This is a genomic window from Lysobacter sp. H21R4 (genome assembly GCF_015277535.1).
Lineage (GTDB): Bacteria > Pseudomonadota > Gammaproteobacteria > Xanthomonadales > Xanthomonadaceae > Novilysobacter > Novilysobacter ciconiae.
Genome location: NZ_CP063772.1, coordinates 1045962 through 1068259 on the forward strand (window position 1 = coordinate 1045962; position 22298 = coordinate 1068259).

The 22298-nt window shown below is 66.7% G+C and carries 23 protein-coding genes and 1 tRNA gene; 8 read left to right on the top strand and 16 right to left on the bottom strand.

What is annotated here, in order from left to right; genetic code table 11:
* Positions 1-31: 31 nt before the first annotated feature.
* The 12 genes from INQ40_RS04855 to INQ40_RS04910 all read right to left on the bottom strand — a co-directional run bounded on the left by INQ40_RS04855 (position 32) and on the right by INQ40_RS04910 (position 11812).
* Positions 32-2059 carry an AAA family ATPase gene (locus INQ40_RS04855; protein WP_228482121.1) on the bottom strand — a complete coding sequence of 676 codons (2028 nt, stop codon included), beginning with the start codon at positions 2057-2059 and terminating at the stop codon, positions 32-34.
* Positions 2060-2171: 112 nt separating this feature from the next.
* Positions 2172-2414 carry a hypothetical protein gene (locus INQ40_RS04860; RefSeq protein ID WP_194342059.1) on the bottom strand — a complete coding sequence of 81 codons (243 nt, stop codon included), beginning with the start codon at positions 2412-2414 and terminating at the stop codon, positions 2172-2174.
* Entirely contained in the window at positions 2411-2635 is a 225-nt protein-coding gene (locus INQ40_RS04865) for a hypothetical protein (protein WP_194342060.1), read from the bottom strand. The genes INQ40_RS04860 and INQ40_RS04865 overlap by 4 nt, the downstream gene beginning before the upstream one ends.
* Positions 2632-2895 carry a helix-turn-helix domain-containing protein gene (locus INQ40_RS04870; protein WP_194342061.1) on the bottom strand — a complete coding sequence of 88 codons (264 nt, stop codon included), beginning with the start codon at positions 2893-2895 and terminating at the stop codon, positions 2632-2634. The genes INQ40_RS04865 and INQ40_RS04870 overlap by 4 nt, the downstream gene beginning before the upstream one ends.
* A gap of 90 nt (positions 2896-2985) precedes the next feature.
* On the bottom strand, positions 2986-3681 hold the full coding sequence (locus INQ40_RS04875) for a hypothetical protein (protein ID WP_228482122.1): 696 nt from the start codon (positions 3679-3681) through the stop codon (positions 2986-2988).
* Between the two features lie 44 nt (positions 3682-3725).
* Positions 3726-4934, bottom strand: a complete 1209-nt coding sequence (locus tag INQ40_RS04880; protein ID WP_194342063.1) for a site-specific integrase — start codon at positions 4932-4934, stop codon at positions 3726-3728.
* Between the two features lie 292 nt (positions 4935-5226).
* Positions 5227-7146: a 1-deoxy-D-xylulose-5-phosphate synthase gene (dxs, locus tag INQ40_RS04885; RefSeq protein ID WP_194342064.1), complete on the bottom strand. Its 1920-nt coding sequence runs from the start codon at positions 7144-7146 to the stop codon at positions 5227-5229.
* 86 nt (positions 7147-7232) lie between these two features.
* Positions 7233-8363, bottom strand: a complete 1131-nt coding sequence (locus INQ40_RS04890) for a hypothetical protein (protein ID WP_194342065.1) — start codon at positions 8361-8363, stop codon at positions 7233-7235.
* A 78-nt stretch (positions 8364-8441) separates the two neighbouring features.
* Positions 8442-9071, bottom strand: a complete 630-nt coding sequence (locus INQ40_RS04895) for an HNH endonuclease (protein ID WP_345776546.1) — start codon at positions 9069-9071, stop codon at positions 8442-8444.
* A gap of 162 nt (positions 9072-9233) precedes the next feature.
* Complete coding sequence (locus INQ40_RS04900) at positions 9234-11024, bottom strand: acyl-CoA dehydrogenase C-terminal domain-containing protein (protein WP_194342067.1); 1791 nt, start codon at positions 11022-11024, stop codon at positions 9234-9236.
* Positions 11025-11115: 91 nt separating this feature from the next.
* A complete protein-coding gene (locus INQ40_RS04905) occupies positions 11116-11580 on the bottom strand; it encodes an LEA type 2 family protein (RefSeq protein ID WP_194342429.1) in 465 nt (154 codons plus the stop codon).
* 156 nt (positions 11581-11736) lie between these two features.
* Positions 11737-11812 (bottom strand) — tRNA-Phe (locus tag INQ40_RS04910).
* Positions 11813-11876: 64 nt separating this feature from the next.
* Between INQ40_RS04910 and INQ40_RS04915 the strand changes: the two genes are divergently transcribed.
* Positions 11877-12407: a DUF6491 family protein gene (locus INQ40_RS04915; RefSeq protein WP_228482123.1), complete on the top strand. Its 531-nt coding sequence runs from the start codon at positions 11877-11879 to the stop codon at positions 12405-12407.
* A gap of 24 nt (positions 12408-12431) precedes the next feature.
* On the opposite strand, the gene INQ40_RS04920 is transcribed toward INQ40_RS04915, so the two are convergent.
* From INQ40_RS04920 to ftsY, 4 genes are all read right to left on the bottom strand, one after another.
* Positions 12432-12707 carry an oxidative damage protection protein gene (locus tag INQ40_RS04920; protein WP_194342068.1) on the bottom strand — a complete coding sequence of 92 codons (276 nt, stop codon included), beginning with the start codon at positions 12705-12707 and terminating at the stop codon, positions 12432-12434.
* Complete coding sequence (gene mutY, locus INQ40_RS04925; protein WP_194342069.1) at positions 12685-13782, bottom strand: A/G-specific adenine glycosylase; 1098 nt, start codon at positions 13780-13782, stop codon at positions 12685-12687. The genes INQ40_RS04920 and mutY overlap by 23 nt, the downstream gene beginning before the upstream one ends.
* On the bottom strand, positions 13779-15050 hold the full coding sequence (locus INQ40_RS04930; protein ID WP_194342070.1) for a hypothetical protein: 1272 nt from the start codon (positions 15048-15050) through the stop codon (positions 13779-13781). The genes mutY and INQ40_RS04930 overlap by 4 nt, the downstream gene beginning before the upstream one ends.
* 82 nt (positions 15051-15132) lie before the next feature.
* On the bottom strand, positions 15133-16599 hold the full coding sequence (ftsY, locus tag INQ40_RS04935; RefSeq protein ID WP_194342071.1) for a signal recognition particle-docking protein FtsY: 1467 nt from the start codon (positions 16597-16599) through the stop codon (positions 15133-15135).
* Positions 16600-16665: 66 nt separating this feature from the next.
* On the opposite strand from ftsY, the gene rsmD reads away from it, so the two are divergent.
* From rsmD to INQ40_RS04970, 7 genes are all read left to right on the top strand, one after another.
* Positions 16666-17355, top strand: a complete 690-nt coding sequence (rsmD, locus tag INQ40_RS04940) for a 16S rRNA (guanine(966)-N(2))-methyltransferase RsmD (protein ID WP_194342072.1) — start codon at positions 16666-16668, stop codon at positions 17353-17355.
* Positions 17352-17855 carry a pantetheine-phosphate adenylyltransferase gene (coaD, locus tag INQ40_RS04945; RefSeq protein WP_194035363.1) on the top strand — a complete coding sequence of 168 codons (504 nt, stop codon included), beginning with the start codon at positions 17352-17354 and terminating at the stop codon, positions 17853-17855. The genes rsmD and coaD overlap by 4 nt, the downstream gene beginning before the upstream one ends.
* A gap of 52 nt (positions 17856-17907) precedes the next feature.
* Positions 17908-18411: a hypothetical protein gene (locus INQ40_RS04950; protein ID WP_228064434.1), complete on the top strand. Its 504-nt coding sequence runs from the start codon at positions 17908-17910 to the stop codon at positions 18409-18411.
* Positions 18412-18477: 66 nt separating this feature from the next.
* Complete coding sequence (locus tag INQ40_RS04955) at positions 18478-18732, top strand: YfhL family 4Fe-4S dicluster ferredoxin (protein WP_193986723.1); 255 nt, start codon at positions 18478-18480, stop codon at positions 18730-18732.
* Between the two features lie 4 nt (positions 18733-18736).
* Positions 18737-20494 (top strand): gamma-glutamyltransferase, encoded by a 1758-nt coding sequence (ggt, locus tag INQ40_RS04960; protein WP_194342073.1) that lies wholly within the window; start codon positions 18737-18739, stop codon positions 20492-20494.
* An 82-nt stretch (positions 20495-20576) separates the two neighbouring features.
* Complete coding sequence (locus INQ40_RS04965) at positions 20577-21467, top strand: MBL fold metallo-hydrolase (protein WP_194342074.1); 891 nt, start codon at positions 20577-20579, stop codon at positions 21465-21467.
* Entirely contained in the window at positions 21464-22225 is a 762-nt protein-coding gene (locus INQ40_RS04970) for a TMEM43 family protein (RefSeq protein ID WP_194342075.1), read from the top strand. The genes INQ40_RS04965 and INQ40_RS04970 overlap by 4 nt, the downstream gene beginning before the upstream one ends.
* Positions 22226-22298: the final 73 nt, after the last annotated feature.

Genomic DNA, 22298 nt, shown 5'->3' on the forward strand with positions numbered 1-22298 from the left:
CCTGCAACGCTTACAGCCCCACCTGTCGGTTTCATGCTGCCTGCTCCGACGGGTTGGCGATGCGATAGACGTCTGGCTTGCCGGCTGCCCTCGGCACCTTCTCCGGCTGGGAGAGCAACACACCTTCGTCGACTGCCAATGCCAGGTACTTGGCCGCCCAATCTGCACCCTTACCGGCCGCCGTCGATACAGCCCGCGCCGTCGGCTGCCTGCCCTCTGCCTCCAGCTTTCGGACCACCTCGATGACCTGCTCGACCTTGGCCTCGGTTGCCGCGTCCCTGCGGTTCTGCCGTGCCTCCGCACGCTTGCCCATCAGCATCCCGTGCAGTACCCGCCAGCTCGCACCCCGCAGGTTGTCAGGTGCCGGATGCACACGCAGCGCCGGGCCGTACGGCGTCCGGGTCCACAGCAGGAAGATGGGCGGCGGGTTGGCTGCCTTGGACGTGTCCAAGGTGATCCACGCGGCTACCCGCTCAGACCGTCCCGGGGCCATCATCTGCCGCAGCAGGGTCCGCGCATCACCGTCCGCGAACGGCTCATCGTCGCTGCCAAGGTTCACCAGCAGGGCCGTCTGTCTGGCGTTGTAGACCAGTGACGTCCCACCGCGAATATCAGCCACCGACACGGACAGTTCGGGCAGGCTGTTGCTGGCAGCTTGGCTTGTGTGGTGCACAAGAATCACCGCCGCGTCGATTGCACGGGCCACCTTGCGCAATGCCCGCACCATGATGCGGAAAGCCCGGTTGTCTTCCTCCGCGTCCGACAGGGTGCTCACCGTCTCGAACACCACCAGGCCGATGCCGCGCCCGGCCAGCGCATCCACCATCACGTCGACTGCGGCCGACTCCACAGGCTGCCGGTCGTGTACCGCGACGATGGTCTGGAACGCCTCCATACCGGCATCATTCAAGTCAGGCACCATGACGCGCTCGCGCACGTTGGATGCGTCCGCCTTCCCCAGTTGGCAGATCGATGCCAATACCTTCCGGGCGTATTGCTGGCGGTCGTCCTCGGCGCTGTAGATCACGACGGACCTGCCCGGCTCCGGTGTCAGGCCGGCTACCTTCGTCCCCAAAATGTAGGACGTCACCAAAGCGATGCTGGCGTAGGTCTTCCCCTCCCGTCCTGGCGCTGCGACAACCGTCACCTCGCCAACAGGGAACAGGCCGTGGTTGCCGTCGGAGAATGCATGCGGGTGTGGCTCCTTCGCCGCTTCCAGCTCGTCGTCGGAGAACGGCACCAGCGACGCCACAAGCCGCTCGACGCGGGACAGTGGTTGTGCCTCCGGGTCGGGCAGCATCGCCACCAGCGCATCGCCAGTGCCGCCAGCGGCCAGCCAGTCGGAGACGTCGCCCTTCACGGCCAGTCCGGGCAAGTCCAGGACGCGCACCGACCGCGCGATGCCCGCCAGGCTCTCGCGCACCGTGTCGGCATGATCCCTGCCGCCTTTATCGTTGTCCGGCAGGATCACCACGTCGCGGCCTCGCAGGTGTTCGGAGTGATGGTCTCGCCACTTTCCGGCCCCGCCAGCGTTGCAGGTCGCCAGCAGCCCGACCGCGCGCAGGTTGTCGACGTCTTTCTCGCCCTCGACCACGAACACCAGCGCATCGGGATTGGCGATCAGCTCGGGCAGGCGGTAGGGCACCTGCCGCACGCCGTCCACCTTGTACACCCACCCGCCCGATGCGTCTGGTCTGCGTTGTAGGAACTTGTGCCCGGCCCGGCGCTCGACTTGGAAGAGGATCTCGCCTTGCTCGTCGACGTAGTCATACACGGCCGCAGGCGACGGGGAACGCGGTGCGTCGGGTTGCAGGTGGCCTTGCTCCCTAAGCCATTGCTTACCGTCCTCGCGTCCGGTGCACCGAGTCACCAGTTCCAGCACCCCGCCGCCTTCTTTGGCCTCGTGGTCATACCAGGTGTCTTTGTCCAGGTCGACGGATAGGCTGCCACGCGTGCCGAATCGCAGTTCAGTCACGCGCGACATCTTCGGGTTCGGATCGCCGCACAGGTCGCGCGCCACGGGGCCAATCAAGCCGGCGTATTCCGCCCGCCCGCTCATGAGTGCACCTCGTGCAAATCCACGCAGACGTGGGTATCCTCGGGGTTGAAGCTGCCTGCTTCAATGCACTCCGCGCCTCGGCCTCCTACAGCCGGGGCGTTTTCGTGTCGGCTCATTCCGCCACCTCCACGGCGCAATCCAACCACAGGAATGCGCTGGCGTATTCGGTCATGGAATCGGTGCTGCCCATGCCTTGAATTGGACAAGCGTCGTCCGGCAGCGGTTGGCCGATCACGCGACGCATCTCCACAAACTCACGCACACGATCAACCTCGGCAATTGCATACAGCCCCCAGGCAAGGGCACGGCGTAGGTCCGGTATCGCCTCGGCTGGGAGTTTCACGTAGTCGCTCATTGCGCCACCTCCCGCGCCAGGACGGCCACCAACTGGGCGGCGCTCCGGTGCATGCCGTGCAATTGATTGGCGATGCGTTCGGCACCATCGGGCCTGGGGTTCGTGCGTAGCGTCTGCAGGGCAGCGGCGAGGGCCTCGGTTGCCTCGACGAGCTCGACGATGCGCTCGGATCCGGTACGCCCGTAGACCGCACGCAATGCGGCAATCTCGGAGGCGGTCATGCCGATACCCTCCGCGTGCGCGGCGTGGCCTTGCTCGGCTTGCGCTGTTCTTCCAACCAGGCCGCGATATCGTCGCGATGATAATGTGCGCGCCGGCCGATGATAATGACCGGCGGACCCTTGCGGCGGTGCGCCCACAGTTCCAGGGTGCGGAACGTCAGGCCCATTTGATCGGCCAGTTCTTGCCGGGTCAGATAATCTTCCATGACCGGGCGAGGTGCAAAACCTTGCGGCTGTGTTTCTTTCGTTGAATCGTTCACTTGTCTAGCTCCACGGTTGTCTTTCGTGGGGCTAGGCTCGGTTTTTGGGCTGCCTGCGAGGGAGGGTCCTAATTGCGGTGAAATGCCGAATTAGAATCCCCCATCTGCCGGTGCCGGGTACGGCAGTGGAGCCACCAGATTGCGCATGTACCGCTTGACGATCCGTCCCATCCGCCCCTCGGGATCCTTACCCAACTCCACACCCGCAAGCGGTAGGAGGGTTCGCGCCGCGCGCATGAAGCGGCTGCGTTCTGTAGTGCTGACTTTCAGGCCCACGCAGCAGGCCCACGCGTGAATGAAACAACCGGCAAGCCATTCATCCTCGCCGGATCGGGGGATTGGGCCGCGCCCGGACTTTCTTTGCCACCCGGCATCTTCTAGTCGCTCGGGGAGCGTGCACAGCTCGTCTATTAGGGCGCGCATCTGCCAAACCTCCAAGTGCCGCCCGATTGGAAACGCAGTTTCCAGAATCGGCAAACCCCGCTCATGCCGCCCGAGTGCGTGGCGAAACTTCCGCGCTGCTTCTGCAATAGGCCCGAGTGCCGCGAGTATCTCCGCGTCCGTCCTTTGGGGCGCGGGATGTCGGGCGCGCCGTTCCATTGCGGCACCAAACGCCCGTGAATCCAGCGATTCGCCCAACTCAGCAGCGAAGGCATCACACAGCGGTGTATGTAGCGTCCGCTGCATCTTTGCTCGTGCTTGAACCTCGTTTTCACCGAATGCGGAAATCAGCAATGCCACGCGCTCCCCCGGCGGACAGAACTCGTCTTTGACGAACACGTCCACGCAGTCGGGGCCGACCGCTCGCACCTCCACGCGCTCAGCCACAGTCAGCCCGCCCGCGCCGGGAATTGGATCACGTTGTCGTCTCTGCCGATGATGGCCAGGACGTGCCGCTGCCACTTGTCCAGCGCCTCGCGTTTTTCGTCGGCGTAATCGTGCTTGTTGTAGTGCCTGCCCCCCACAGAGCCATCCACGTGGCCCAGTACGCGGTCGCGGTACTCCTTGGGCACCTTCAATGCGGCCAGTCCGGTTTCCACCGTGCGGCGCAGGTCGTGGGGGGTGAACTTCTCGATGCCGCGCTCCGCCAAGCGTTCGGACGCGCGTATCAGCGCGCTGGATACGTGCTTCTTCGTCAGCGGGCCACCACGCGCGCCACTGAACACATACGCGCCGGTGCGGGGCAGCTCGCGCAGGATCGCCACGGCTTCCGGACTCAGGGGAACAAGGTGAACCCGATTGCCCTTGTGACGTGCGGCCGGCAGCGTCCATTCGGCTGCATCCAAGTCGACCTCCGACCACGCCATTTCGGCGACCTCGGACACTCGCGCGCCTGTCAGCAATAGCAGGCGGATAGCAGCGGCCTCACGCGGCGGGATGGTATCTGCCCAGTCGCCGCCTGCGGTGATCTCCCACACCATCTGCAGCTCGGTATTGCTCTTCAGCGCCCGTTCGCGCGGTTCCTCCTTCGTGGGTTTCGCCATCCGCAAGCAGGGATGGTTCTCGATTAGCCCGGCATCGACTGCGAAGGAAAACAAGGTACTGACTAGCGTCAGGATCCGGTTAGCCTCCACGGGCGTTGCCTTGGCAATCTTGGCCACCAACTCCGACACGTCTTGCCGCCGTACGTCTTCGATCTTGCGCGAGCGCCAGACTGGTAGAACGTATTTCGCCAGCCGGCGCTCATCCTGCCGCCAGGATCGTTTCTTGGGCCGTGCGTGCTCATCGATGTAGCGTTCCGCCAGTTCCTCGATGGTGTCCGCGTCGCGGCGGCGCTGGCGCTCTGCCAACGGATCTTCCCCTGCGTCTGCCAGCTGGCGCAGCTTGCCCGCCTCCTTGCGCGCTACGGCTACACCCCAAGCCGGCCACGGGCCGATCGTGATGCGCCGCTCGCGTCCCTCAGCCCGGTAGTTCAACACGAACGATTTAGCGCCGGCCGCAGTGACGCGCACCCCGAATCCGCCGCCCTCGTAAGTGATCTTGTTCCCACGATCCGGGGCAGGTAGCGCCCGCACTGCCGCATCCGTCAACTTCGCCATGTCTTGTCTCCGTGTCCGCCGTGTCCGCACTGTGTCCGCATTCAATGCGAAACAGTCCTGTAGCGAAGTAGAAACTAAGACAAGTGGAATAGCAAGCGGTTAGGGGGTTTGAGGTGCGGACACGGACCTAAGACGCACTGGTGACGGTGCCGCTTAACGTGTCTGGGGGACAAGTGGTCGTCGGTTCAAATCCGGCCGCCCCGACCAATTTCAGCAATTGCCAGAATGCCTGCGGAGATCCCGCGGGCATTTTTTCTTGCGCAATCAGACGGCCGGTGGCCGCCGGGGGCGCTCAGTTCACCGCGCTACGCGGTGGCGCGCTGTCGAGGTCGTCCCAGCGCTGGACAATCGCGCTGCGGATGCCGGCGACATCCAGGCCTGCCTCGGCGAGCAGTTCCTCGCGGCTGCCGTGGGCCTGGAAGGCATCGGGCAGGCCCAGGTGAAGGATGGATACGTCGACGCCCTCGGCCGCCAGCAGTTCGGCCACGCCGCTGCCGGCACCGCCGGCGACGACGTTGTCCTCCAGGGTGACCAGTCCGTGATGCTCGGCGGCCAGCTGGAGGATGAGCGCCCGGTCCAGCGGTTTGACGAAGCGCATGTTGACCACGGTCAGCCCCAATGCCTGGCCGACCTCCTCGGCCGCAGGCACCAGCGAGCCGAAGGCGAGCAGGGCGACGCGCGATCCACGCCTGCGCAGCTGCGCCTTGCCGATCTGCAACACGTCCAGTGCCGGTTGCACCGCGACCCCGGTGCCGCTCCCGCGCGGGTAGCGCACGGCCGCAGGGCCCTCGTAGCGGTAGCCGGTGGAAAGCATCTGGCGGCACTCGTTCTCGTCCGCCGGGGTCATTACCACCATGCCGGGCACGCACCGCAGGTAGCTCAGGTCCAAGTTGCCCGCATGGGTGGCCCCATCAGGACCGACCACGCCGGCGCGGTCGATGGCGAAAAGGACGTCCAGTTCCTGCAGCGCGACGTCATGGATGAGCTGGTCGTAGCCGCGCTGGAGGAAGGTCGAGTAGATCGCGACCACCGGCTTGGCGCCCTCGCAGGCCATTCCGGCCGCTAGGGTAACGGCATGCTGCTCGGCGATGGCGACATCGAAATAGCGCTGCGGATATTCCTTGCTGAAGCGCACCAGCCCGGAGCCTTCGCGCATCGCCGGGGTAATCCCCATCAGCTTCTCATCGGCGGCGGCCATGTCGCAGATCCAGTCGCCGAACACGTCGGTGTAGGTCGGTTTCCTGGCGCCTGCCTTGCTGATCATGCCGAGCTCCGGGTTGAACGGTCCGACCGCGTGGTAACCGATCTGGTCGCCTTCGGCGCGCTCGTAGCCCTTGCCCTTGGTGGTGATGATGTGGAGCAGCTGCGGGCCCTTCATGCCCTGCAGGGTCTTGAGCGTGCCCACCAGCGCTTCCATGTCGTGCCCGTCGATCGGGCCTGTGTAGTGGAAGCCCAACTCTTCGAACATCGTTGAAGGGACGAACATGCCCTTCCATTGTTCTTCCCAGCGCTTGACGAACTTCGCTGCCGGCCGGTGTTTGTCGCCCAGCAGGCGCTTGCCGCCCTCACGCAAGGCGTTGAGCGTGCGGCTGCCGGTCAGGCGCCCCAGCATCCGGGTCACCCCGCCGACGTTTTCCGAGATCGACATCTGGTTGTCGTTGAGGATGACCAGCAGGTTGGGCTCGATGCCGTCGCGCTCATCGCCCATGCCGCCGCCGTGCGCCAGTGCTTCGAACGCCATGCCTCCGGTAATCGCGCCATCACCGATCACGGCGATCACCTTGCGCTCGTCGCCTGCACGCTGCAGCGCAATCGCCATGCCCAGCGCGGCCGAGATACTGGTCGAGCTGTGCCCGACGCCAAAGGTGTCGTACTCCGACTCCCCACGCTTGGGGAACGGCGACACGCCGGCCTTCTGCTTGACCGTGTGGATCAGGTCGCGCCGACCGGTGAGGATCTTGTGCGGGTAGGTCTGGTGGCCAACGTCCCACACGAGCCGGTCGGTGGGTGTGTCGTAGAGCCAGTGCAAGGCGACCGTCAGCTCGATCACGCCCAGGCCGGCGCCGAAGTGGCCACCGGATTGCGCAACCTGCTCGATCAGGTAGCCGCGCAGCTCGTCGGCGATGACCGGCAAGTCCTCGACCGGAAACTGGCGCAGGTCGGCGGGCACCTGGATGCGCGAGAGACGAGGGTAGCGTTGCGGATCAATCATCAATACGGCGTCGGACGGTGGTGCCCCATTGTCCCGCCCGGGTCGCGGCGGGGCAAGGCGGGCCCGGATCGTGCGACCGCCGGAGTTCAGCGGCTGCGGAAGCGCCCGAACAGCCCACTCGGCTTGCGCGGCTCGGGCTCCGGCTCGGGCGGCCGCTCGACCTCGGCAAAGCCTGTGGCCAGATTGGCGTTGACGAAGTCGGTGACGTCGGCAAGCGTTACCCCGCTGGCCTCGGCAATTTCGCCCAGCGTCGCCGCGCCCTTCATCATTACCGTGGCTATGCGGAAGTGGCGGGGATACTCGCGCTCGGTCTGCGGCCATTTGAGCATCACGAAACGTGCCTGCGGATCGATACCGGGGAGCAGTTGACCGCTGCCGACCAGGAGCCCGTCAAACCAGAGCAGGCGCGACAGAGGCTGTGGCGCGCCCGATGCCGCGGCCTGGCGCGACCAATCGGCGAGCTCGGTGAAATCCGCGGCGACGGCCTCGCCGGTGACGTGCGGGACAAGCGGTTTGAGGGTCGCCGGTCCGAAGTATTCGCGCCGGTCCAGATCCAGCAGCAGGGTGACTCCCTCGCGCTGGAAACCGACCCGGCCGTCGATGCGGCCCGACGCGAGCCACTCGGTCAGGGTGCGCGGCTCCGCGGGTGCCGGCGGCGGAACGCTCGGCGGAACGTGCGGTGTCAGGCTCGGAGCCGCTGGCACGATGACTCCGGATGCCGCGCTGGCGGGCTCAACCGGGTCGAGCGGCTCCTCGGTCGGGACCGGAACCGCGTCCAGGCCAGTGGGCGGGCTCGCCTCTTCGTCGGCGTGGACCGGATGCTCCTCGGGCAGTTGGTCCTGCGGCTGCGGCGCGGCGGAGAATCCACTGGGCACGGACTCGGAAATGACGGGCGGTTCGCTGACCGGCGCAATCCCGGGCGCGAGCTCCGTCAGCAGGCGCTGGACCGAGGCGGCATCGAAGGGCTGCGCCAGGCGGAAGTCGGCCTGCGTGCGCGGGGCCGAGGTCAGTCCGATCACCGTCTTGCCCGCGGCATGCAGGCGCAACCAGCTCATCGGTCCGTACATGCTGTCCATGTCCACGATTACATGCTCGGCGGCGTCACCGGGTAACAGCGACCAGGCATTGAGGAGCTGGGAGTTGGCAGCCGCGAAGGCGACCTTGAGGGACGCTTCAGTGGCCGGATCCATACCGGTCAGGCCGAGGGTGAGGGCCATTGTCGAGTCCATGTCTTAACAATCACCCAGTGTCGCGGAGCGTGCCGCGGGCGTCAATCAAGCCCGTCACGGCTGACGTCAGCGGACGACGGCCAGCGCGGATGTCCGCAGCACGAGGCCGTCGCGCGCGTGCTTTTTCGGCAGTTGGCTCTTCAGGAACGCCATCTGGTCGGCAAGGATGTTGCGGTTGGACAGGATCAGGTGCTCCACCCAGCTTGGCCGGTAGGGAACGGCGAGCAGCGGCATGTTGGCCTGCTGAGGGCTGCGGTTGCCCTTGCGCGAGTTGCAGTGGAAGCAGGCGGCGACGACGTTTTCCCAGACGTCGCGGCCGCCGCGGGACACCGGCTTCACGTGGTCGCGGGTCAGCTGCGGACGGTTGAATTGGCCGCCGCAGTACAGACAAAGATGCGCATCGCGGGCAAACAGCGCGGCATTGGTCAGCGTGGGCGTCGGGTTGACCGCACGTGCGCTGGCGTGACCGCGCGCCGCAACGATGGGATGCAGTCGCAGCACGCTGGGTTCGCCGCTGCGACGGTTGTGCCCGCCGTGGACGGTCAGGCAGGGGTCGCCCAGCGTCCAGGCAACCGCGTCACGCGCATACAGGCACGCGGCGTGCTGCCAGTTCATCCAGTCCAGTACCCGCCCATGCGCGTCAAGCGACAGCAGGCGGACGGAGTCGAGGTGCTCGAGGGCGTGGCCGGTGGACACAGGAGTGTCCGATTCCCACTCCCCGCCGGACGTGGCGGGGGGCAGGGTCCGGGCCACGAAGCGCGTCGCAGTGTCGGTTTCCATGAGAAATCGAGCATATACCCGATCCGGCCCGGTTTGTCCGCAAGGTTTTTCGCCGTCATCGTGCGGGATTTCGTTGATTCAGGCGTCGAACTGCTCCGCGTCTAGCGTCATCAGGGAGGCGCTGCCGCTGCGTATCGCCGCTGCGTGGGTGAGGGTGCGCGGCAGGATGCGGGCGAAATAGAACTTCGCCGTTTCGCGCTTGCCGGCCTTGAATGCGTCCGACCTGCTGCCCGACTCACTGACGGCAACGCTGCGCGCCCACCAGTAGGCCAGCGCCACATAACCCGAATACATGAGGTAGTCGTAGGCGGCCGCGCCGATCTCTTCCGGATCTCGGCTGGCTTTGTCGACCAGCTCCATGGTGAGTTGCTGCCACTGGGCGGCGTGCTTCTGCAGCGGGGCGATGAACTCGGCGACTTCGGGGTTGTCGGCGTGCTCGGTGCACAGCTGCTGGACCATGCCCAGCATCACCTTGAAGCCCGCACCCTGCAGTTGCAGGATCTTGCGGCCGAGCAGGTCGATTGCCTGGATGCCGGTCGTGCCTTCGTAAAGCGTCGTGATGCGGGCATCGCGGGCCAGCTGCTCGACGCCGTTTTCGGCGATGTAGCCGTGCCCGCCATAGCATTGCACGGCGTGGTAGGTGCACTCCACGCCCCATTCGGTGAGGCAGGCCTTGACGATCGGCGTGATGAAGCCGACCAGATCGTCGGCCTGCTTGCGCTGTGCCTCGTCGGGCGAGTTGTGGGCGACGTCGATCTGCAGTCCGGCGTGGTAGCTCATCGCGCGGCCGCCTTCGATCAGCGCCTTGCAGGTCAGCAGCATGCGGCGCACGTCGGGGTGGACGATGATCGGATCGGCCGGCCTCTCGGGGAACTTGGGGCCCGACAGCGAGCGCATCTGCAGGCGTTCGCGGGCGTAGGCAAGGGCGTTCTGGTAGGCGCGATCGGACAGTCCGAGGCCCTGCAGCCCCACGGCGAGGCGGGCAGCGTTCATCATGGTGAACATGCCGCTCATGCCCTTGTTCGGCTGACCCACCAGATAGCCCTGGGCACCGTCGAAGTTGATCACGCAGGTCGCCGAGCCGTGGATGCCCATCTTGTGCTCGATGCTGCCGCAGCGCACCTGGTTGGGCTCGCCCATGCTGCCGTCGCGTCCCACGCGCAGCTTGGGCACGACAAACAGGGAAATTCCCTTGCTGCCGGCCGGGGAGTCGGGCAGGCGCGCCAGCACCAGGTGGACGATGTTTTCGGTCAGATCGTGCTCGCCGGCGGTGATGAAGATCTTGGTCCCGGTGATGGCGTAGCTGCCGTCATCGTTGGGTTCGGCACGGGTCTTCAACAGTCCCAGGTCGGTGCCGCAGTGCGGTTCGGTCAGGCACATGGTGCCGGTCCAGCGACCCTCGACCAGTGGCTTGAGGAACACCTCGCGCTGCCAGCCCTCGCCGTGATGCACCAGCGCTTCGGTCGCGCCGTGGGAAAGCAGCGGGAAGTTGCCCCAGGCAAGGTTGGCGGCGTCGATCATTTCCTTCTGCGCGAAGCCCACTGCCTGCGGCAGGCCCTGGCCGCCGAACTCGGTGGACGCGACCAGGCCGGTCCAGCCACCGTCGACATACTGCGAATAGGCTTCCTTGAAGCCCGTCGGGGTCGTCACATCGCCAGTCGCCTGGTCAAAAGTGCAGCCTTCGCGGTCGCCCACTTCATTAAGCGGCGCGAGCACTTCCTCGGAAAAACGGGCGCTCTCGTCCAGCACCGCGTTGACGAGCTCGCGGCTGGCGTCCGCAAAACCCAGGCGCTGGAATTCTGATTCCGCGCCCAACAGGTCGAACAGGACGAAACGCATATCCCGCAGGGGGGCTTTGTACTGGCTCATGCCGGCCTCGCTTTATTTGAGGAAAGTGGGGTGGCGTCGTGCGGGTGCCGGACGCGCCGGCGCAGCGCGACGCCGCGATCGGGAACAAAATTCAGCGAAGCACGCCGGGCAGGCCGGGGGCAGGGCTGAGTGCGCTGGAGCGCTTGATCTTGAACTCGCGCTGGCGCTGCTCCTCGGGCGTCGCGGTCACCGTACCGTCCAGCGAGTACTGCACGCCCTGGCGGCCTGCGAGTCCGTCGGCGACCGCGAGTTTGGCGGCAACCGTAGGCGAGACCGTGACGCTGATGACGTCGGCGGACTCCGGTCCGATGGTCAGCGCAGGCTGCGCGCTCAGCGTGCCCGCGTCCTGTTCGGCGATTTTCATCGCGAACTGGAAGCTGTCAAAGCGCATCGGGATGCTGCTGAAGTTCTCGATCCGCAGATCAGCCGTCCAGCTGCCATCGGCGAGCACGGTGAGCTGCTGGATCCGGGCCGAGGGCTCTGACACCCGGCGTACCGGTCCACTGGCGCACGCGACCAGGGTCGCAACGCAAACCAGCCAAACCGCCCACCGCATCCCGCGTGTTGCCCGCATGTCGACCGCTCCGTCTTGAGTGCCCCGAGCATACTACGGCGCATGGTGCGGGCGCCGCAAAGTCCGGACCCCGGAAACGCGAAACCCCGCATCGGCTGTGGCCGTTGCAGGGCTTGGGTCTTGCAGTGCCACCTAAACTGGTGGCCGGGGAGGGAATCGAACCCCCGACACGGGGATTTTCAATCCCCTGCTCTACCAACTGAGCTACCCGGCCATGTCACGGGCTGGCCGTGAAGGAGCGGAACTATAGCGGGGCAGTCGCTTGCCTGCAAGCCGCCGTGCTGGTCGATCACGCTTCACGGACGATGAAGGCCGGTGACGTGATCATTGCTGTTCACAGGCCCGCGGCGAAGCGGGCCGCTGCCGAATCGGAGTCGGTCATGAGGAATTCGTTGTTTGCCATCGTGATTTTGCTGGCTCTGGGGGCGTGCGCGAGCGCGGGCTCACGCCTGACCGATGACCAGCGTCGGGAGATCCACCGCGCGCATGCGGGCGCGCCGGTCCGCAGCTTCCAGAATTTCGGCACCCTGTACAGCTGGGCCGCGCTCGGTGACAGCGCACTGACGGTGTGGACGCGTCGCCACCAGGCGTATCTGCTGGAACTTGATGGCCGCTGCCCGGATCTGGATTTCTCACACACGATTGGCTTCAGCGCGCAGGGCGGGACCGTGTTCGCCGGCATGGACAGCGTGGTCGTGCTGGACCGTCAGAATGCAAGTTTTCCGTGCCGGATCAGGGAGATCCGCCCGGTCGACACCAAGGCGGTGGAGAACGCCGAGCGCCGTGCGCGAGAGAGCTCGACGCATTGAGCATGGCGTCATCAGCCACCCGGCTCAGTCCTGTTCGGGTGGGACGTAGCCGACCACCTGGGTGACGTTGCCTTCGAACAGGAATGCGAGCATCTGCTCCTGCAGGAACCTGCGGTGCGCCGGATCCATCGGGGACAGGCGGTTTTCGTTGATCAGCATGGTCTGGTGGGCCAGCCATTTCGCCCAGGCGGGCTTGCCGATGTGGGCGAAGACGCGCTGGCCGGCCTCGCCGGGCCAGGGTGCGAAGTCGAGCCCTTCGGCGTCGCGCTTCTCGAATTCACAGTAGACGGTACGGGTCATCGGATTCCTCGTGGAGTGGTCGGCCGCATTCCAGCAGGCGGCGGATAGGTGCGGGCATTCCCAGCGTGGCCAGATCTGCCGGTGCGACCCAGCGCAGATGGTCATTGTCCTGCACCGCGCTGCGCAGGGCGACTCCGCGCCAACGCCGGGGCAGCAAGTCCAGCTTGTAGTGGCTGAAGGCGTGGGCGATGAGTGGCAACAACTCCCCGTCGCCGTTGGCGCCGTCGATATGAGCGCGCAGGAAGTCCGCCACTGCGGTGTCATCGTCGGCTTGCGGCAGGGTCCACAACGATGCCCAGATGCCAACGGGAGGACGTTTTTGCAGCAGGACGCGGCCGTGGTCGTCCTCCAGCCACATGATCCATGCTTGGCGGTGCGGCACGGCCTTGGCGGGTTTGCGTGTTGGCAGCTCCGCGGTGCGGCCGTGAAGGTAGGCGGCGCAACCGGCGGACAATGGGCAGGAGCCGCATGACGGGCGGGCGCGGGTGCAGATCGTCGCACCCAGATCCATCTGCGCCTGGGTGTAGTCGGCCAGGCGGTCATGCGGCCGGTGCTGCTCGGCAAACGCCCACAGCTGGCGTTCGACCGCAGGCGATCCGGGCCAGCCCCCCACGCCGTGGAATCGCGCAAGGACCCGTTTCACGTTGCCATCGAGAATGGCGTGGCGGTCGCCCCAGGCCTGGGCGAGGATGGCCGCGGCGGTGCTGCGGCCGATGCCCGGCAGCGCGACCAGGGCGTCAAGGTCACGGGGCAGTTCGCCGGCGTGCGCAGACATGCACTCCTGCGCTGCACGGTGCAGGTTGCGCGCGCGGCTGTAGTAGCCGAGCCCCGACCACAGGGCGAGGACGTCATCCATCGGCGCGGCGGCGAGGGCCTGCAGGCTGGGCAGGGCGGCGACGAAGCGCTCAAAGTAGGGCGCGGCGGTCTTGACCTGAGTTTGCTGGAGCATCACCTCCGACAACCAGACCCTATATGGAGAGCGCGGGTGCTGCCATGGGAGGTCATGGCGGCCGTGGTCGTCGAACCAGTGCAGCAGGCGGCTGGCAAAGCTGTCGGCCGTGACGTTCGCCTTCATCGGGCCGGTCCGGAATCCGGAAGGCGATCGGATTCCGGCAACCCGTCGCTGCCCTCGTGGTCGCCATCATCGATTTGTAGTCGCACGCCGGTCAGGGTCGCGCCGGCGACTTCAATCTGTGGCGTCGTCAGGGTTCCGGTGAGGGGCGGCAGCGGGGTGCCATCGGCCAGCTGCGCGATCCAGTCGGTCAACTCCGGCAGCCGGAATCGTCCGTCGAAGCGGGTTTCGTCCCGGCTCAGTTGCAGGTTCAGCGGGTCGGAAAAGTCGGTAGCGCCGGCGTAGTCCACGGTGAACGGGAATGGGGAGTCCGATTCGCCCAGCGGCGCGGGCAGTGCCGGCCATCGCGCGGGCCAATCGGCAACTTGGCCTGAGAGGTGAAGCGAAAGGGCATCGCCGAGCGCGAGGGAACCGGTAGCGTCGACTCTCTCCGGGACCTTGTCCTGCCCACGGACGGCTGCAGCCAGCGGCACCACGACCAGGTCGCCGCCGCGATAGCGCACGCGGCCGGAGATGCCCAGCGCAAATGCAATCGTGGGATCTTCGTCGGAGGACTCGCGAAGCCAGCGTGCGTGGACACCCAGCCGGGTTGCATCCAGGCCGATTCCGTCCGCGGCGTCGCGCAGGACTCCCGACAGGTTCAGCGCCAGCGGCATCCGCGATTGCCCGCTGCGAACACTGGCGATGCCCGCAATGGCGGCACCGGCGCCGATCGCCGGTCGGGTCAGGGCCAACTGCAAATCGAACGGGACGGTCGTGGTGCCCACGAGCAGGCGCCCGGTCAGGCGCGCAGCCAGTGGCTGGCTCGTCGACACGTGATCGGTGGCAATACTCAGACGATCCACCGACCATCCATCGCCGGCCACAAGACCGCGGGTGATGCGCAGGCCATCGGTCAGCGTGGGAATGCGCAGCGGCCCGCCCTCTGGCCGGGTTGCCAACCAGTCCTGCAGCGCGCTCAGATCGAGCTGCGGCCCATCGAGCTCGACCCGGCGGATGGTCAGGTCCTCGCCACCGGCCCACAGGGTTGCCCACGGCAATGCCAGATAAGCGCGCTCGGCGGTGAGCAGGGCCGTCGCGCTGCCCGGCTGGCGAACGTCAAGGCCGCGAACGGTCAGCATCGGCGTTCCGCGCAGGCGGTATTCACTTGTTCCCGATGCGGTGATCTGCAGTCCGAGCGAGGTTCCGACCTGATCCAGTATCAACTCGCTCAGCCGTGCGGGGCGCGAGATCCAGCCGATCGACGCGACAAGGCCCAGGAGGACCACCACAGCGACGATCGCGGCGATTCGACCGCCGCGTCGCCAAGGGGAGCGGGGCGCGGGAGTGGCTTCCGCGGGCATGGCGCGCGCGTCAGCCGCCGAGCGTGTCCGGCAACAGCGCGTCCACGAACGCCTCGGCATCGAACACCCGCAGATCCTCGAGCTTCTCGCCGATGCCCGCATAGCGGATCGGAATGCCGAACTCGCGGGCGAGTGCGAACACGACCCCGCCCTTGGCGGTGCCATCCAGCTTGGTCACCACCAGTCCGGTCACCTGCACGGCGGCATGGAACTGGCGCAGTTGCGAGAGGGCGTTCTGGCCGGTCGTGCCGTCGATCACCATCAGCACCTCGTGCGGGGCGGCTGAGTCAAGCTTCTGCATGACGCGCTTGATCTTTCCCAACTCCGCCATCAGGCCCTGCTGGGTGTGCAGCCTGCCGGCCGTGTCGGCGATCAGCACCTGAGTCCCGCGCGCCTTGGCCGCCTGCAGCGCGTCGAACGCGACCGACGCGGCATCGGCATTCTGGCCCTGGGCGATCACCGGCACGCCGTTGCGCTCGCCCCAGGTCTGCAACTGGGCGACCGCGGCCGCGCGGAAGGTGTCGCCGGCGGCAAGCATCAGCGAGTGCCCCTCGCCTTTGAAGCGACGCGCCAGTTTGCCGATGGTCGTGGTCTTGCCGACACCGTTGACACCCACGGTGAGGACAACGAACGGTTTGGCGGCGGCGTCGATCTTCAGCGGCACTGCAACGGGAGCGAGCAGGTCGATCAGGTCCTGGCGCAGGGCCTTCAGCAGCGCCGCCGAGTCAGCGAACTCGCGCGCTTTCATCCGCTTGCGCAGGTCTTCCACCAGATCGGTGGTCGCCGTCACCCCGACGTCGGCGATGATCAGTGCGGTTTCGATCTCGTCCAGCAGGTCGTCGTCAAGGCGGGGGTTGCCCTGGAACAGTCCGCCAAACGTGCGCGCGAACGCCGTGCCGCGCAGTCGTTCGCGCCAGCCGCCTTTCGCCGGAGCGCCGGTCCGGCCGACGGCCGCGACGGAGGCGCTATGGGCGGGCTCAGCGGTATCTGCATCTGCTGTTGGTGTCGGGAGGGTCTCAACCGGGCGCGGCGCGTCGGAAGCGGGCCGGACTGGCGGCGCGGACGGCACTGGCGGCACAGGCGGCGGTACGGGAGTCGCCGGCTGCACGGGTGGTGCAGTCGGTGCGCGGGTCTCTACCGGCGTCGGTGCCGCAGGGGCAGACTCGGATAACGTTGGCACGGGAACGACCGGCGGCTCGGTGCGAACAGGCGCAGGCGGCTCGCCCGTCTCCGCAGACCCAAGCTGCTGCCGGCGCTCGCCCAGCCCAGCAAGCTCGGCCAGCGCCGGCTGCGTCGGGGCGGACGGCTGGTCAGATGCGCCCACCCCGGAACTCGCCGGCGGCACGTCGTTTTCCACTCTCTCAGCATCACTTTTTTCCTGCTGCGCCCCCGGAAACGCCGCGGCGAGCTCCTCGGTGCTGTAGCGACGCTCGGAGGGTGCGGAACCGGGCTTTTTCCGGCGAAAGAAACTGGCCATCGACAGTAGGTTTCACGAATGCGCGAGAATGGCGCCCATGCTAGCACCGCCTGATTTTCCGACCCCATGAAGAAGCCAGTCCGTAACCCTTCCCGCGCCGTCGCCAACGGCCCCGGCCAGGTCCGTGTGATCGGTGGGCGATGGCGTGGCAGCAAGCTTCCCGTTGTCGACTCGGCGGGCCTGCGGCCGACCCCCGACCGGGTCCGCGAGACCCTGTTCAACTGGCTGGCGCCGGTGATCGATGGTGCCAGCGTGCTGGATCTGTTCGCCGGCAGCGGCGCCCTCGGACTGGAGGCGCTGTCGCGTGGCGCCGCATCGGCGGTACTGGTCGAGCGCGACCCTGTGCTGGCAGCGAGCCTGTTGGCCACCACGCAACGACTGCAGGGCGGCCAGGCGGCCAGGGTGGTGCAGGCCGATGCCATGCATTGGCTGCCGACGCAGCCGCGCGCCAGCTTCGACATCGCCTTCGTTGACCCGCCCTTCGCCACCGGGCTTCTGGAACCCGCGTTGGCCGGCGTCCTGCCATTGATGCGGGACGGCGCATGGCTGCACGTTGAAGGGCCCGTCGACGAGCCGGTGACGCTGCCCGGAACCTGGAGCCTGCATCGTGAAGGCAGGACCCGCGAAATCCGGCATGCCCTTTACCGGCATCGCCCGGTACTGACGGCAGGCGACGGCACCCGCGCCGGCGTTGATACACTCCCCGTTGATCCGGCCCGGCCGGATGTCCCTGATCTGGAGCGTTTTGCCCAATGACCCCGGCTCGACACCGCACCGCCGTCTATCCAGGCACCTTCGATCCGATTACCAACGGCCACATCGATCTGGTCGATCGTGCCGCGCCGCTGTTTGATCGATTGGTGGTGGGCGTGGCGGAAAGCCCGTCCAAAAGTCCTGCGCTGCCGCTGGCAAAGCGCGTGGAGCTGGCCCGCGAAGCGCTCGATCATCATCCCAACGTCGAGGTCTGTGGATTTGATTCGCTGCTCGCGCATTTCGTTTCCGGCATCGGTGCCGGAGTCGTGCTGCGCGGCCTGCGCGCCGTGTCGGACTTTGAGTACGAGTTCCAGATGGCCAGCATGAATCGCCATTTGATCCCCGACGTGGAGACGCTCTTCCTGACTCCCGCCGAGCAGTACAGCTTCATCTCTTCATCGCTGGTCCGCGAGATAGCCCGCCTGGGGGGCGATGTCTCCGGTTTTGTCCCGCCCGCGGTTGCCGAGGCGCTTCAGCGCGAATGGCAACGCAGCACCGCCTGATCGCCGGCACCTCGCCGACGTCATATTCCAACCAACAAGAATGGGGAACGCCATGAACACCACCGCCCGCCTGATGCTTGTCGCCCTGTTGTCGCTGCCGTTGCTGGCCGCGTGCGACAAGGCTCCGACCGAGACCACCGAAGATGCCGCGGTTGCGCTTGCGCCGCTGTCGGCGCCGACCACCAACGATGACAACGAGTGGGGCAGCTACCTGTCCGCGGTGGTGACCCGCAACATGGGCGACGTGACCTCCAGCCCTTACCTGTACTACCTGCCCAGCAGCGACAGCGAAGGCTTCGAAGGCGCCCACGAGCGCCTGCGCGAGGAAATCGAGAACGCGATGCAGCGCGGCATCGTGGAAGGCAACCTGGTGGCCTTCGGTTCGCCCGAGTCGGCGATGATGGCCGACATCATTGTTGGCGCCTTCCAGAAGGTCGGCCCGGGTTCGATGAAGGGGGTGCGTCTGCTCTTCATCGGCGCGCCCGCCGACAGCGAACGTGTCCAGCAGGCGGTGACGCCGGCCGGTGTCGAATACGTGTTTGTCGAAGCCAAGTAACCCTCGGCTTCATTACGAGTAACAGCGCGTGGTGGGGCTTGCCCCATCCGCGCATAGCGGCAGCCCATGTCCCTCAAGATCAACGAGCTTTGCGTCAACTGCGATGTCTGCGAACCGGCATGCCCGAACCAGGCCATCTCGCAGGGTGAGGAGATCTACGTGATCGACCCGGCGCGCTGCACGCAGTGCGTGGGCCATTTCGATGAGCCGCAGTGCGTGGTGGTGTGTCCGGTGGAATGCATTGACCCGGATCCCGATTTTCCCGAAACAACCGGCCAGCTGCTGGCCAAGCTGGCCCGGTTGCAGCAAGAACAGGAGTGATGTGATGCGAATTGCGACGCGAACCGCGGTGGTAACCGGTTTCCTGGCGCCGTTGCTGGCGTTCGCCATCGGCGGCTGCGCGACGACCGCGGACTCTTCGCCTCGCGCGGCATCGGTGTCACGCACCACGCCAGCGAACGCGGCGACTCCACCTGGCGCGGCGATCGCAAGCGCGCACTCGCTGGCGACCGAAGCCGGCGCGCAGATCATCAATCAGGGCGGCAACGCCTTTGATGCGGCGATTGCCGTGTCTGCAGCCCTCTCGGTGGTCGAGCCGATCAGTTCGGGGATCGGCGGTGGCGGGTTCTTCCTGTTGCACGACGCCAAAACCGGCCGCGACGTCTTTGTCGATGCCCGCGAGACGGCGCCCGAATCGGCCACACCCGAGGCGTATCTGGACGAGAAGGGCGAGCTCAACCGCGACCGTGCCACCAATGGGCCGTGGTCGGCCGGCATTCCCGGCCTGCCCGCGGCGCTGGTGCATCTGGCCGATGAGTACGGCCGCCTGCCGCTGGCCACCTCGCTTGCGCCCGCGATCCGGCTTGCCCGCGAGGGTTTCCCCGTCTACGGCCGGCTCGAAAAAGGCTACGCAACCCGCAGCAAGGTGATGGAGCGCTATCGCGGTACGCGCGAGGTATTCCTGGCCAATGGGCGTGCCCCCCGGACAGGCGACATCCTCAAGCAGGAAGACCTGGCGCAGACGCTGGAGCTGCTGGCCCAGCGTGGCCATGCCGGCTTCTATCAGGGCCAGGTCGCCGATCAACTGCTGGCGGCGGTGGCCGAGGAGGGCGGCCGCTGGACTGCTGCCGAGCTGGCCGGCTACCGGATCCGCGAGCGCGAGCCGATCAGCTTCGACTACCGTGGCTGGAAAGTGGTCACCGCGCCGCCGCCGTCATCGGGCGGGGTCGCCCTGGCGGAAATGCTGCAGGTGCTGCAGCCGTGGAACCTCTCCAAGCTCGATTCCGCGCAGCGCACCCATCTGATCGTCGAGGCGATGCGCCGCGCCTACCGTGACCGCACCCTCTACATGGGCGATCCGGATTTCGTCGAGATGCCGATCGCGATGCTGACCGACCCGGCCTACGCCGCCGGCCTGCGGGCGACAATTCATCCCGACAAGGCGACGCCCAGCGAGCTGCTTTCCGGCCAGCCAACGCCGATGGAGGATGACGAGACCACCCATTTCTCCATCATCGATACCGACGGCAACATCGTCTCGGCGACCCAGACCGTCAACCTGCTGTACGGCTCGGGCATGATCGCGCCGGGTACCGGCGTGCTGCTCAACAACGAGATGGACGACTTTGCGCTCAAGCCCGGCACGCCCAACGCCTTCGGCGTGATGGGCTTTGACGCCAACGCGGTGCAGGCGGGCAAGCGCATGCTCAGCTCGATGACCCCGACCTACATCGATTCGCCCGACAAGCTCGCGGTGCTGGGTGCGCCGGGCGGCAGCCGGATCATTACCGAGGTGTTGATCGGTATTCTCGGCTACGACGCGGGCATGACCGCACAGGCGGTGGCCGCCGAGCCGCGCATCCACCACCAGTGGTTGCCCGACGCCATCTCGGCCGAGCCCGGCGCGCTGGACGCCGCGACCCTCAAGGCGCTGAAGAAAATGGGCCATACGGTGAATGCCGGCGAGGGCACCTGGGGCAACCTGCAGACCGTCGCCTGGGACAAGCGGACCGATGAGCTGTCCGGCGGTACGGACCCGCGAAACCCGGTGGGTGAGGTCGAGGTGGTGCTGGACCGGCCCTGAGTCGCGCCTGCTTTCGCCCATCGTGTCGATCACCGATGATGGTTGGTGAGGCAGCCGTAGCTGCGCAACGATGGAGTCGACGATGAAACTCTGGTCGCTGATGGGCAACAGCCAGAAGCTCGATGGCGGGGCCATGTTCGGCAACGCGCCGCGCGCGATGTGGAGCAAGTGGGTCGAGTCGGACGAGCATAACCGGATCGACCTTGCGTGCCGCGCGTTGCTGGCCAGCCCGCTGGGTGGCAAGACGGTGCTGTTCGAGTCGGGCATCGGAGCGTTCTTCGAGCCAAAGCTGCGCGAGCGCTACGGGGTGGTCGAGGATCGCCATGTCCTGCTTGAGTCACTGGATGCCGCGGGTTTCAAGCCGGAGGACATCGACGTGGTGGTGCTGTCGCATCTGCATTTCGACCACGCCGGGGGTTTGCTCGCCGCCTGGGAGGAAGGCCAGTCGCCGCGTCTGGTTTTCCCCAACGCGAGCTACGTGGTCGGGCGCGAGCACTGGCAGCGCGCCATTGAGCCGCACCCCCGTGACCGCGCCAGCTTCATTCCCGAGCTTCCCGGCCTGCTGGAGGCGACCGGGCGGCTGGAGCTGGTCGACGGCGAGTTCTCCGAGACGCTCGGCAAGGGCGTGCGTTTCCACTACAGCGATGGCCATACGCCCGGGCTGATGCTGGCCGAGATCATCGGTCCCGAACGCGTCGATGGTCAGGACATGGGTGGCCTGGTGTTCTGCGCCGACCTCATTCCCGGCCGGCCCTGGGTGCACGTGCCGATCACGATGGGGTATGACCGCAATGCGGAATTGCTGATCGACGAGAAAAAGCGCTTCCTGGCGGACATGCTGGAACGCAACGTCCATCTGTTTTTTACCCATGACCCCGGCTGTGCGCTCGCCCAGGTGACCCGCGACGAGCGTGGCCGCTACGGCACCGAGCATGAGGTGGCGGAGCTGCACGCGAGGTCGCTGGCTGCATGAGCCTGCGCCGGCTGCTGGCCACCTTGCTCCTTGCAGGCGCGGCAGCCTGTGCGTGGGCCGAGGAGGCACCGCGCAGCGACCCGCAACCGCCTGATCCCATGGGCGAGCCGGTATCGGCAGCGCCGATCGAGGATCCGGACTTCGGCGTGCGTACCACCCGTTTTGGGCTGGAGCGCCGGGTCGAGATGTACCAATGGCAGCGCGACGGGCGCGGTGGCTATCAGCAGGTATGGAAGCCGGCGCTGGTGGACTCCTCCGCTTTCGATGACGGTCATGAAAACCCGCGCAGCTTCCCGCTGGAGAACCGCATCTGGTGGGCGCGCGATGTCAGCATCGACGGCAAGCCGGTGGAGCTGTCGGTGATCAAGGCGCTGGGCCAGTGGCAGGAATTCCGCCCCGGTTTCACCCGCTTGCCGGCCAATCTGGCGGCGACCTTCCAGCCGGAAGGTGACGGGCTGGGAAGTGCACTGAATCCGCTCGACCCGGGCAACGGCGACATCCGCATCCACTGGCGCGCTCTGCACCTGCCGCCGCTGGCCGGAAAGGTGCAGTTGCGGGGTGGGAAGTGGCATTTGGTGGCTGCTGCCCCGTCGAAAGACCCGGTCAGTGCCACGCCCGTCGCGACCGACCCTGCACCAGCGGCGGAGACATTGCCCAAGCGCGGGGAGGTTCGCCTGATCGGCAAGCTGATCCTGGCTGCGCTGCTTGCGCTCGGCGTCTTGCTGGTTGGCCGATATCGCCGTCGACGCCGCGCCTGACGCCGAGCCGGCGCGACGTGCTGAAACAAAAAACCCCGGGCCGGCGCCGAAGCGCGCAGGCCCGGGGCCGGGT